Genomic DNA, 11,399 nt, shown 5'->3' with positions numbered 1-11,399 from the left:
GTTGCGGGAGCCGGATTTGAACCGACGACCTTCGGGTTATGAGCCCGACGAGCTACCAGGCTGCTCCATCCCGCGCCTGTATGTTTAGAGTCCCAGAAGCCGGATTTAAACCGACGACCTTCGACTTCAGGTATTAGCGAGTCCGACGAATGATTTATCATTCTGCTCCATCCCGCGCCTGTAATCTCTTAGTAACATGAGCATGTTAACGACGCCCTGTTTCAGAGAGAGCGCTATCATATAGCAATAAGATTAGAAATCAAGGGTTATAGTGACAAATTTAACTCAAGCGAACAAAAAGCACACAAAACAAAGTTAAAATGCACGCTGATGAGGACTAATCATTTTTTGCCACTCCCAATCGGGGTGACCCATCACGATAAAATCGGGGTTTTCTGTGCTTTCTCGTTGATTGTAAGTTAACGGATTGAATTCAGCATCGGTAATGCAGCCACCGGCCTCTTCAACAATCACTTGTGACGCACCAGTATCCCACTCACCAGTTGGTCCGATACGTAAAAAGCAATCAGCTTTACCCTCTGCAATAATACAGGCTTTTAATGAGCATGAGCCTAATGCTACTGTCGCAAACTGAGTGTTTAAATACTGACTGACCGCTTCAATTTTTTGCCTGCGGCTTACTGCTAAGGTTAAATTATCGGGTGTTGCTACTGAAATTTGTTGATCTTGGCCATTTTCACGTTTAAATGCGCCATTTTGATAACTTGCAAAATAAGTCACTTGTTTCGCTGGCCAATGAATAACACCCAGCACTGGGCGATTATTTTCAACTAAAGCGATATTGACTGCAAAATCACCGCTTTCAAGTATAAACTCCCCGGTACCATCCATAGGATCAAGCAACCAATAACGGTGCCAATCTTTTCTATCTGCCAGCACTGGGATCGGGGTTTCTTCTGACATAATTGGAATATCGGGGGCTATGCTCTTCAAACCCGCCATTAATACATCATTTGATGCTAAGTCAGCCTTGGTGACCGGAGTATGATCTGACTTTTGCTCAGCACCAATATCATCCTGCTGATAAATGGCCATAATGGCATCGCCTGCTTGCTCAGCTAACCGAATACACGGTTCTAAAAAATCATTCATTGCCCGCTCCCGACTCTAAGTACTTTGTTAATAATAGCAAAGCTGCGACACTTCGTGCTTCAGTAAAGTCTTCTTGTTGCAATAATGATTGCCAATCAGTTATTGGCCATTTTACAACGACAAGCGGTTCTGGCTCATCACCAGGTAAGGTTTCAGGGTAGAGATCTTCAGCATACAAAATATGCATAGTGGCATTAAAGTAACTTGGCGCCATGCTGACTTTTTTTAGTTCAGCGAAATGCTTAGCACCAAAACCAACTTCTTCTTTCAGCTCCCGGTCTGCAGCTTGCTGTGGTGTTTCACCTGGATCAATTAAGCCCTTTGGAAAACCCAACTGATAATCATTGGTGCCTGCACAATACTCTCGCACTAATAACAGTTCGTTATCGGCCGTTACTGGCACTATCATCACTGCACCTCTGCCACCGCCACGAATTCTTTCGTATTGCCTTTGTTCATCATTTGAAAACTTCAATTCGAGAGACTCAACAGTAAATAGTCGACTTTTAGCGACAACTTCATTAGACAAAATTTGCGGTGGTGTAGGATGCTTTTTCTGTGTCATTGGCATTAATTTGCTATCATGGCAGTTATGCTCATCATAAATCTTTTAAAGTGAATTGCCTATGTTAAATTGGTCAAAAATCGATACTGTGTTGTTAGATATGGATGGCACCCTACTTGATTTGCATTTTGATAATTACTTTTGGCTAACCGTTATTCCCGAGCAATATGCGCGTAAACATAAAATCAGTTTAGACGCAGCAAAAGCTGACATTTTACATCGTTATCAACAAGTTCACGGACAAATTAATTGGTACTGTTTAGATTATTGGCAGCAGCAACTTGATTTACCAATTATGGCACTGAAACGTGACATTCAACATTTAATCAGAATTCGTGAAGATGTTCCGCCGTTCTTAACTGAGCTTAGAAAAGCAGGCAAGCAATTGATCATGCTTACTAACGCGCACCCAGATTGTGCCATGTTAAAGTTTGAACACACTGCTATCGATAATTACTTAGATGGGGTGATCTCAACTCACCAATATGGCGTGAGTAAAGAGCATCAACCATTATGGCAACAAGTACATCAAGAATGGCAGTTTGATAAGGAACGGACTTTATTTGTGGATGACAGCCCCGCCGTGCTAGATGCGGCAAAAGAGTTTGGTATTGGTCATATACTTGCGGTTGCCAACCCTGATAGTCAGCAACCGCATAAACAGTTCGATGGCTTTTTATCGACCATCGATTTTCGCGAGTTTATACCCGTTAAATAATTACTTCGGGTAACGCTGCTCTAAGCCTTGGTATACAAGTTTTGCAAAATCTGCATGCTCTGTATCTAGGCTTTTTACCACTTCAACTAAGTGCTCGTTATCTTCTTGGCCGTTCCACACTTTGATATAACTACCATCTTTGTAGCCATGATCTTGGCGGAAGAAGTTCAAGGTGTTTTTACCAACGTAGCCACGGTATAAGTCATCGATATCCATACCGATTTGCGCCATACAACCTGCAAATGCAGCGGCATTAAAACTCTTTTCAGCAACAGCTGACGCGGCTAACACTTCGAGTGTTTGTTTAAAGTCATCTGCCTGAACTGGCGCACTTAACTCAGCTTCAAGTTGCGCAGCTAACTGCTCATAGCTGGTTTCACCATCAATACGTAAAGATAAACCAAAATGGAAAATATCAACTAACTCTAAAATAACTTGTTCTGTATCTGGGGTTTGTTTTTTCCACCACTTCCAACCGTAGTGGTCAAGCATTTCAGCACACTCAACCCAAATTGCACGATACCATTCAAAACCTTGGCTAAACCATTGCTCATGAACTTTAGTATTCATCGCATTTTGCATCTCGAGCATAACAACGAGTTTTTGTAAATTAGCAGACATTCTTTATCCCAACTTGCATTTTCAATTATGTATATACTACAGATAATTTTGTCATTGATGAAATAAAAACACATATGATCAGGTCTGCTCTGCAGTTGATAAAAATAACCGAGGAAGCCTATGTTTAAATCTCTACTCATTAGTGCACTATTTGTACTATCAAGCCAAGTTATTGCTGCGACTGCAACCAATATTGCCGAATCAGCAGAGCAAGTTAGCCCATTATTACCCGGCTTAGCAGTGCCAAATATTGAGTTAAAAGATCAATACGGTAAAACCGTCTCACTCGCTGAGCGTTTTAAAGAAAAAACGACTGTGCTCATTGTTTATCGTGGTGGCTGGTGCCCATATTGTTCAAAGCAATTGGCCAATGTCCAAAAAATTGAGAAAGAGCTAGCGGATTTAGGAGCACAAATAATTGCCGTTTCGCCAGATAGTCCTGAAAAGCTCGCTGAATCAAAAATTACTTCACCAAACTATCAATTATTGTCTGACGACAGCCTTTTGTTGGCACAAAAGTTAGGTTTAGCGTTTTACTTAGATGACAAAACAGCAAAGATTTACCGCAACAAACTTGGGGTTAACTTTGTCTCGTTAGAGGGCGAAGTGAAAGTAGCGTTACCCGTACCTGCAGTGTTTGTGATAGACACTAATGGGTTAGTTAATTTTCAATACGCCAACCCAAATTACAAAGTACGCTTAACAGAAGATTTATTACTAGCCGCTGTTAAATCAGTGAGCGAGCAATAATTTAGTAATCGATAAGCAGAATATGCTTCTGCTTATCGGCCTTGTGTAAATTCTTGCCAAGATTCAATTAAATCAACAAAGTCTTCAAAACCACAGCCACTACACAAGCCTTCTTCTTCAAGCATTAAATCATCATCTTGGTAGGCAACTAAGTCTTCGTTGTCTTGATGTAACGCATGTGCTTCGAATAGCGCTTCGTCTTTACTTAAGATCAAATCAATTTCTTGACCTTGTAAGGTTAAAGGCTCATGACTGCTCTTAACCGCGGAGATTAATGCTTGTACCATCGCGATTTTTTCTTTACCGATTTCTTCGTTTAGCCAACGGCCTATGACGGCATGTTCAGAGGAGATTTTAATGCGTAAACCGCTAATAGGATCGCGGATAAATTGATATTCCATGGAGGGTACTCTTAATACGTTATCTGCTAATTATACCGTTTGCAGCTAAACGTGGCGAGTTTTGTAGTCTTAAATCAGCACGAGCGCCAACGGGGCGCTCGTGTTTATGCTATTTAAAATAGCTAGAGTCGCGATTTGAAGCGCGCAGCATCAATAATCGCCCATAGGTATACGATTGGCAGTAGAATAAAGCCAACTGCAACGTAAATTAGTGCCCCACTGATAACCCATGCTAAAAAGAATGCAATAGCCGCCATTAAACGGCCTTGTACCAATTGCCCTAAACCAGGAAAAAAGATATTACATATTGCTGCGATTACATTACCGCCAGAACCTTGCTCTGCCATACTAACCTCTGTAGTTTTTAATGATTATACTTTTAGTAAACACACTTTATGCCAACTTATTATGGCTTACAAATCAAAGTGTTAAAAAGTAGCGTTATTTTGATTTTAGTTTTTTTTGCTAAAAATCGGTCAAATTCACAATTTTAATACTTCAATTTTAATGACTTGCCAAAATAGCTGTTTATAAAAACAGTATTTTATTTAGCCTTGCATAAACACCTGTTATACTCCACCCATTATAGATTGAAAAGGCGTAACGATGGACGTTTCTGAATTACTCGATGGCTTAAATGACAAACAACGGGATGCAGTCGCAGCCCCATTGCAAAATATGCTAGTACTTGCAGGTGCAGGTTCTGGTAAAACTCGAGTACTTGTTCATCGCATCGCGTGGCTCATGCAAGTTGAGCAAGCTTCTGCATACAGTATCTTTGCGGTAACCTTCACAAATAAAGCCGCGAAAGAAATGCGCACTCGTGTAGAAGAAACCTTAAAAGCACCGGTTGGTGGTATGTGGATTGGTACTTTCCACGGCTTATCTCATCGTATTTTACGCGCCCATCACCGTGAAGCGAACTTGCCTGAAAGCTTTCAAATTTTAGATTCTGACGATCAACAACGTATGATCAAACGCTTACTCAAAGCGATGAACATCGATGATAAAAAGTGGCCTGCAAAACAGTTTGGTTGGTATATCAGCGCGAAAAAAGATGAAGGTCTGCGCCCTAAAGACATTCAAGCCTACGATATTAATGAGCAAATGATGCTGAAAGTCTATGCTGCATATCAAGAGGCTTGTGACCGTGCAGGTTTAGTCGACTTTGCAGAAATACTGCTGCGCTGCTACGAAGTACTTAAAAACCACCCAACACTTTTACGCCACTATCAACAGCGTTTTGCCCATATGCTGGTAGACGAGTTCCAGGATACCAATACGATTCAGTACGCTTGGTTAAAATTACTCGCAGGTAACACCAACAGTATTATGATCGTAGGTGATGATGACCAAAGTATCTATGGCTGGCGTGGCGCAAAAATTGAGAATATCAAACGCTTTTTAACTGACTTCGAAGCCGAAACCATTCGCCTTGAACAAAATTACCGTTCAACGGCAACAATTTTGAAAGCTTCAAACGCGCTGATCAAAAACAATGCTGAACGCATGGGCAAAAGCCTGTGGACAGACGGCAATGATGGTGAGCCGATTTCAGTTTACGCTGCGTTTAATGAATTAGACGAAGCGCGCTTTGTTAGCAGCAAACTACGTAGCTGGCTAAATGCAGGTAATGCATTACAAGACGCCGCGATTTTATACCGTAACAATGCGCAATCTCGTGTACTCGAAGAAGCAATGCTACAAGAAGGTTTAAAATACCGTATTTACGGCGGTATGCGCTTCTTCGAGCGCCAAGAGATCAAAGATGCACTTTCGTATTTACGTTTAGTTGGTAACCGTCAAGATGATGCGGCTTTCGAGCGCGTTATTAACACCCCTGCTCGCGGCATTGGTGATAAAACACTAAGCCACATTCGTGATTGCGCGCGCAATGAGTCATTGCCACTTTGGTATGCCGCTAAAGCTATTATCGAGCAGCAGCACTTATCTGGCCGTGCAGCAAGTGCCGTGACAAAATTCTTAGAACTTGTTGAGCATATCGAAGATAAAATCAGCGATCTCACCCTAGAAGAGCAAGCGAAATACACCATTCAAAGCTCGGGGTTAATGGCAATGTATCAAGCTGAAAAAGGTGAAAAAGGCCGTGCCCGCGTAGAAAACTTAGAAGAGCTTATTAGTGCTTGTGGTCAATACGAACTCCCTGAAGATGAAGAGTTCAGCTCACCACTGCAAGGCTTTTTGGCATATACCTCTCTAGAATCTGGCGAAGGTCAAGCTGATGAGCACGAAGACGCGGTGCAAATGATGACACTGCACTCAGCAAAAGGCCTAGAATTCCCGCTGGTATTTATGGTGGGTGTTGAAGAGGGCATGTTCCCATCACAACAAAGTAATGAAGAGTCTGGTCGTTTAGAAGAAGAACGTCGCTTATGTTATGTTGGCATGACTCGCGCGATGGAAAAACTATATATTAGCCACGCAGAAAGCCGCCGTTTATACGGACAAGAAAAATACCACAGCCCATCACGCTTTTTACGCGAAATGCCTGAAGACTGTATCGAAGAAATTCGTATTAAAACACAGGTTTCAAGGCCACCTGCGGCAGGTCGTTTTAGTCCATCAGTAACACATGCCGCATTTGAAGATAGCGGCTTTAACTTAGGACAGCGCGTATTACACGCTAAGTTCGGTGCAGGAACCGTACTCAATTACGAAGGCAGCGGCGCACAGTCACGTATTCAAGTGAACTTTGATGATCTAGGCAGTAAATGGCTTGTAACACAGTATGCAAGACTTCAAGCCTTATAATGAGTATATAACAGCGCTATGTAATGAGCTGGTGATTGCAAAGCATCGCCAGCTTGTCATTGTGCAAGGCAGCGAAACTTGGTGCTATCAGTTTGCAAACCAATTAGCGCTAAAAAATACCTATGTTTTCAGTAGCAGCTCATTATTAGCAAATAGTGAGTTCCCAAAACATGCTCACCAGATTCTTGGTCAAGAGTTTCAACACGCAATTTTTGATGGTTTTAGCGGTTTATATGCCGATAAACTAGCCGCGCTTGCCGGTACCGTAAAAGCTGGTGGTGTACTTATATTACTGCTGCCCGATGATAATAACTGGCAAGACCCAGCACTCACAAGTATTACCTCTTATGGCGAAGCAATTAAACACAGCTTTTTTAATCAGCGCTTTTTCGCCAAGCTAAAATTGCAGCCACATTATTTTACTAAGCACTCGCCTCCTGCTTACCAATCTATTTCGCCAGCAACTGCTGAGATAAATTATCAGCAACAACAAGCATGTGTTGAGCAAATTATTAAAACCGCAACAGGGCGCGCTAATCGTCCTTTTGTGATCAGTGCAGACCGAGGTCGTGGTAAGTCAGCCGCTTTAGGGCTTGCAGCAGCAAATCTTCAAGATAAAAGAATCCTAATTTGCGCCACCCAAGCCAAAGCCGTACAAACAAGCTTTAAGCATTTAGCCGCTGAGCTTGGTGTTAGCAAAGAGCAAAACTGTAAGCAACTAGCTAACCTTAGCTATATTGCGCCAGATACACTGCTACATGAAAAACCTGATTGCGATCTGTTATTTGTCGACGAAGCAGCAGCGATTCCGGTTCCTATGCTATTGCAGATCCTAAAAAGTTATCCACGGATCGTATTTGCCAGCACTATGGTTGGTTATGAAGGAAATGGGCGTGGTTACACGTTACGTTTTTTACATTACTTACGTAGCCAATTTAAATCGCTAAAGGCAATTACTTTGGATGAACCTGTTCGTTTCGCCAAGTATGACCCCCTAGAAAATAGCCTACGTGAACTACTATTACTTGATGCAAAATACCTAGAAACGCAGAGTAAAGAGTCATATCAATTCGAAAGCATAAGCAAAGAGCAACTCATTGATGATGAGCAGTTGCTTAGCCAAATTATGGCGCTATTGGCGTTGGCTCATTATCAAACCACGGTAAACGACTTACGCCAATTGCTTGATGCCCCAGAGCTACAGCTATCTATCTGCAAACAAGAAAATGCATTAAAAGCCGTTTGCTTAATTGCTATTGAGGGTGGCTTAACGCCTGAGATTGCAGAGCAGGTTATAAGAGGAAAGCGTCGGCCACATGGTCATTTAATGGCGCAAACTCTGACTCAATTAAGCCGAAAAACAGAAGATTTGTGTAAACACTCAGCGAGAGTCGTGAGAATAGCTGTTGCACCTGAATGTCATCAGCAAGGTATAGGCTCAGCCCTGTTAAACCACTGCGAAAGCCAATTAAGCAATTGTAGTTATTTTGGTGCTAGCTTTGGCGCAAATGCGACATTAATTAAGTTTTGGCAAAGTAATGGCTTCAACGTTGTTAAGCTTGGATTTAGTCATGACAAAGCAACGGCAGAACATGCTGCCTTAGTGGTTAAAGCATTAGATAAGCAAACGACAGATAGCGCAGCACTGTTAATAGAAGAGTTTAAGCAAGATTTCTCTTTGCAACTCCTTGATCACTTTAACTCACTTCCTTGGCAGCTTATTGCAGAGCTATTCAAAGGCTTACCAAAAAGTGATCTATCTTCTGCCTTAGATGCAAGAGCTGAGCGGCTGTTAACTGGTGATATTAACCTCTTCCAAGTACAGCCATTGCTATGGCAAATACTTTGGAGCACACCAATTAGTCTAAATTTATTAGATGAACATACAAAGTTCATCCTTATTCGACTAGTATTACAGCAAACCTCTGTAAATAGCTTAATCGAAGAAGCCGGTTTTACAGGTAAAAAAGACTTAGAGTCACAGTTCAAAACTGCAGTGCAAGGTTGGTATGCTCACTATAAATCACTTCAAAATCACAGCCATTAAGTGTTTATGTATTTGTACCTTGCTACTACCTCAGATAGCTTTAGCTGAACACGCACAGCCTACCATTAAACTCGGCATGTCCACTGCGCTCACTGGACCCGCAAAGCAAATAGGCGAACAACTGGCGCTTGGCAGTAATATTTACTTTAATAAAATCAACAAAGAAAACGGTATTAATGGGCAAAGTATCGATCTGATTTTAGCTGATGATGGTTATGAGCCAAAAAATACCGTAGTGAATACTCGCGAGTTTTTATTTGATCAAAAGATCCATGCAATTTTTGGCTCTATGGGCACACCAACAGCCCATGCAATTAAACCTATTCTGGATAGGCACCGCATTCCATTTCTAATGCCATTTACAGGCGCTGATTTTTTACATAATAGCTCAATGCCAAATGTATTTAATCTTCGTGCGAGCTACCAAGATGAAGCCATAGAGCAAATTAATTATTTCGTGAAAGAGCGTAAGCATGAAAAAATTGGCTTGATGATCCAAGCCGATGAGTTTGGCTATATGGTAGAAAACAACCTTGTTAATGCATTAAAAATACATGGTATTAAACCTGTAGAAGTCGCTCGGTTTAAGCGCAATAGTGATGATATTTCAAAAGCTTTAGCGCTTCTAAAAGAAAGTAAAGCAACCGCAATTTGTTTAGTCGGCACTTACGAGCCTCTCGCTGAATTCATTAATGCAGCAAACAAACAAAACTTCAACCCAGACTATACTTCGGTGTCTTTCGTTTCGAGCCATGATTTATATCAGCGAGTGAAACAGCCCGCCAACATTATGGTCACTGAAGTGGTACCCGACCCTAATAACTGTAAAAACCCTTGGTGTAAGCAGTTTATTGAAGATATCGAGCCTTATCACACGAGTGCGAATAGAATTATATTTGAAGGTTATTTGAATGCCGTAGCATTGGTTAGCGCTGCCCAAAAATGCCCAACGCCTCTAAACAATCAATGTCTGCTGACCGAGCTAACTCACCTCTTCACTGACACATCTGAATTCGCTGATTTATTTAATAGTCATAGTGCTGGAAATAATAAAAGAATCTACCGCTCCTATTTCAAAAAGTAATTTTGTAAATCCATCACTAAAAACATAATAATGTTCTATGCTATAAAGACTTAACAAGGCTTTGAGGGAAATATGGATCTGATTAATTTCCGAGTTGGGCACAAGACCATTTCATTAAAAATTCTTGATATTCTTCTAACTGAACGTTATGAGGGTAATTTAACGTCATTGCCCAATGAAAATAAGAGCTTTATCGGGGTCAAAGATTATATGGACACGCCGACCCCCATATTTGATTTGGGGGTAGTTTTAAATAACAGGTCAACATACGAAGTAAATGCCGCGCTTTCAGAATTATTAGTTGAAAGAGAAAAAGAGCACTTAGAATGGCTTAATGTATTAGAAAACAACCTATCTACTGGAACATCCTTCACAAATTCGCTAGATCCAAGTAAGTCCTCATTTAGTCCCTGGTACAAAGATTTCGAGACTGATAATGAAGATCTTAAGAGCATTGTTGCCAAACTTGAAAAGCCCTACCATGCACTACATGTTATGGCTAGCGAACTTCTAGAAGTACGGAAAACACAGTCAAAAGATTCTGTAATTATTTTATTTGAAGAAAAAAAACGACAAACTCTTAATCAGCTAAACCGGTTGTTTGAATCGGCCCGAGAGCAGATAAGCCTTGATTACAAGCCAATCATCATTTTTACAACTAAAGACGGTGTAACACCTCATATAGGGCTTCTGGTCGATAAAGTCGAAGACAATATTAATGTTAAGAAAGAAGATATCAAACCTTTAGAGCAGCTTACCTCTGTTGGTTTTGATGTTGACCCACAAACTAAAAACATGATGCGCGGGCTAATTAAAATGAAGCATAAACACAGCTTACTATTAGACCCAAGCGCCATCTTCCGCCCAGAACACCTCATGCGCCACGAAGCAGAAGAAACCGAAGAGTATGGGCTTTTTTAGTCGCTAATTAGCGAGTTAGAAAGAGTAAAGTGTTAAGTTCTGGCGTAGGTTGGGTAGAGCGGAGCGAAACCCAACACATCGCAGAGCTATCAGCTTTCAGCCCTCAGCGTTCAGCCGCCCGGTGTGGGTGTTTGGGGCTGCGTCTCCCTCTGCCGGAGGTTCTAGGTTCTAGACAAAGTGTACTTTTAGGAATGGCTTCAGCCATGAATGTGTTTGTTATGGTCTAGATTCGGCACTGAAGTGCCTACGGGGTTTTGTTGCTGAGGGTGACTTTGTACAGGGCAACCCCGCAGTTCAACTGAAGTCTGACGGCTGAAAGCTGACAGCTCAAAACGCAAAAAAGCCCGACTCTTTCGAATCGGGCTTTCTCTTATTTGGAGCCTGGCGATGACCTACTTTCACATAGC

Annotated in this window: 11 protein-coding genes and 1 tRNA gene; 6 read left to right on the top strand and 6 right to left on the bottom strand. The window is 41.6% G+C overall.

The genetic code is table 11. The features are described 5' to 3' along the window. Nucleotide 1: 1 nt before the first annotated feature. The 3 genes from NO991_RS20395 to nudE form a co-directional block, all read right to left on the bottom strand. Nucleotides 2-75, bottom strand: a tRNA-Met gene (locus NO991_RS20395). A gap of 240 nt (nucleotides 76-315) precedes the next feature. Beyond that, on the bottom strand, nucleotides 316-1,113 hold the full coding sequence (gene cysQ / locus NO991_RS20390) for a 3'(2'),5'-bisphosphate nucleotidase CysQ (protein ID WP_300419682.1): 798 nt from the start codon (nucleotides 1,111-1,113) through the stop codon (nucleotides 316-318). Further along, on the bottom strand, nucleotides 1,106-1,678 hold the full coding sequence (gene nudE / locus NO991_RS20385) for an ADP compounds hydrolase NudE (RefSeq protein WP_171037179.1): 573 nt from the start codon (nucleotides 1,676-1,678) through the stop codon (nucleotides 1,106-1,108). Before nudE ends, cysQ begins: the two co-directional genes overlap by 8 nt. Nucleotides 1,679-1,739: 61 nt before the next feature. On the opposite strand from nudE, the gene yrfG reads away from it, so the two are divergent. Then, on the top strand, nucleotides 1,740-2,396 hold the full coding sequence (yrfG, locus tag NO991_RS20380) for a GMP/IMP nucleotidase (protein WP_054554874.1): 657 nt from the start codon (nucleotides 1,740-1,742) through the stop codon (nucleotides 2,394-2,396). Here the strand turns inward: yrfG and NO991_RS20375 are convergent, their stop codons facing one another. Further along, on the bottom strand, nucleotides 2,397-3,017 hold the full coding sequence (locus tag NO991_RS20375; RefSeq protein ID WP_209328694.1) for a dUTP diphosphatase: 621 nt from the start codon (nucleotides 3,015-3,017) through the stop codon (nucleotides 2,397-2,399). Between the two features lie 120 nt (nucleotides 3,018-3,137). Between NO991_RS20375 and NO991_RS20370 the strand changes: the two genes are divergently transcribed. After that, on the top strand, nucleotides 3,138-3,767 hold the full coding sequence (locus NO991_RS20370) for a peroxiredoxin-like family protein (protein WP_054554876.1): 630 nt from the start codon (nucleotides 3,138-3,140) through the stop codon (nucleotides 3,765-3,767). A 32-nt stretch (nucleotides 3,768-3,799) separates the two neighbouring features. Here the strand turns inward: NO991_RS20370 and NO991_RS20365 are convergent, their stop codons facing one another. Together NO991_RS20365 and NO991_RS20360 are read right to left on the bottom strand one after the other, a co-directional pair. Then, the gene (locus NO991_RS20365) at nucleotides 3,800-4,168 is read right to left on the bottom strand and encodes a YacL family protein (protein WP_138602657.1); all 369 of its coding nucleotides are present in this window, start codon (nucleotides 4,166-4,168) and stop codon (nucleotides 3,800-3,802) included. A gap of 122 nt (nucleotides 4,169-4,290) precedes the next feature. After that, nucleotides 4,291-4,515: a hypothetical protein gene (locus NO991_RS20360; RefSeq protein WP_054554878.1), complete on the bottom strand. Its 225-nt coding sequence runs from the start codon at nucleotides 4,513-4,515 to the stop codon at nucleotides 4,291-4,293. A gap of 259 nt (nucleotides 4,516-4,774) precedes the next feature. On the opposite strand from NO991_RS20360, the gene uvrD reads away from it, so the two are divergent. From uvrD to NO991_RS20340, 4 genes are all read left to right on the top strand, one after another. Continuing rightward, entirely contained in the window at nucleotides 4,775-6,940 is a 2,166-nt protein-coding gene (gene uvrD, locus NO991_RS20355; protein WP_138602659.1) for a DNA helicase II, read from the top strand. Continuing rightward, complete coding sequence (locus tag NO991_RS20350; protein WP_300546007.1) at nucleotides 6,918-8,987, top strand: GNAT family N-acetyltransferase; 2,070 nt, start codon at nucleotides 6,918-6,920, stop codon at nucleotides 8,985-8,987. The genes uvrD and NO991_RS20350 overlap by 23 nt, the downstream gene beginning before the upstream one ends. Continuing rightward, the gene (locus NO991_RS20345; RefSeq protein WP_300362646.1) at nucleotides 8,950-10,071 is read left to right on the top strand and encodes an ABC transporter substrate-binding protein; all 1,122 of its coding nucleotides are present in this window, start codon (nucleotides 8,950-8,952) and stop codon (nucleotides 10,069-10,071) included. The genes NO991_RS20350 and NO991_RS20345 overlap by 38 nt, the downstream gene beginning before the upstream one ends. 72 nt (nucleotides 10,072-10,143) lie before the next feature. Further along, the gene (locus tag NO991_RS20340; protein ID WP_371352345.1) at nucleotides 10,144-10,992 is read left to right on the top strand and encodes a chemotaxis protein; all 849 of its coding nucleotides are present in this window, start codon (nucleotides 10,144-10,146) and stop codon (nucleotides 10,990-10,992) included. Nucleotides 10,993-11,399: the final 407 nt, after the last annotated feature.

The sequence above is a fragment of the Pseudoalteromonas sp. DY56-GL22 genome (genome assembly GCF_041414715.1).
GTDB lineage: Bacteria > Pseudomonadota > Gammaproteobacteria > Enterobacterales > Alteromonadaceae > Pseudoalteromonas > Pseudoalteromonas simplex.
The sequence above is the reverse complement of the archived record's forward strand: the minus strand, read 5'-3'. Positions and strand labels throughout refer to the sequence as shown.

Coding starts and splice junctions, on each gene's coding strand:
- cysQ (WP_300419682.1), bottom strand. CDS start 1,113: ATGAATGATTTTTTAGAACCGTGTATTCGGTTAGCTGAGCAAGCAGGC.
- nudE (WP_171037179.1), bottom strand. CDS start 1,678: ATGACACAGAAAAAGCATCCTACACCACCGCAAATTTTGTCTAATGAA.
- yrfG (WP_054554874.1), top strand. CDS start 1,740: ATGTTAAATTGGTCAAAAATCGATACTGTGTTGTTAGATATGGATGGC.
- NO991_RS20375 (WP_209328694.1), bottom strand. CDS start 3,017: ATGTCTGCTAATTTACAAAAACTCGTTGTTATGCTCGAGATGCAAAAT.
- NO991_RS20370 (WP_054554876.1), top strand. CDS start 3,138: ATGTTTAAATCTCTACTCATTAGTGCACTATTTGTACTATCAAGCCAA.
- NO991_RS20365 (WP_138602657.1), bottom strand. CDS start 4,168: ATGGAATATCAATTTATCCGCGATCCTATTAGCGGTTTACGCATTAAA.
- NO991_RS20360 (WP_054554878.1), bottom strand. CDS start 4,515: ATGGCAGAGCAAGGTTCTGGCGGTAATGTAATCGCAGCAATATGTAAT.
- uvrD (WP_138602659.1), top strand. CDS start 4,775: ATGGACGTTTCTGAATTACTCGATGGCTTAAATGACAAACAACGGGAT.
- NO991_RS20350 (WP_300546007.1), top strand. CDS start 6,918: ATGCAAGACTTCAAGCCTTATAATGAGTATATAACAGCGCTATGTAAT.
- NO991_RS20345 (WP_300362646.1), top strand. CDS start 8,950: ATGCTCACTATAAATCACTTCAAAATCACAGCCATTAAGTGTTTATGT.
- NO991_RS20340 (WP_371352345.1), top strand. CDS start 10,144: ATGGATCTGATTAATTTCCGAGTTGGGCACAAGACCATTTCATTAAAA.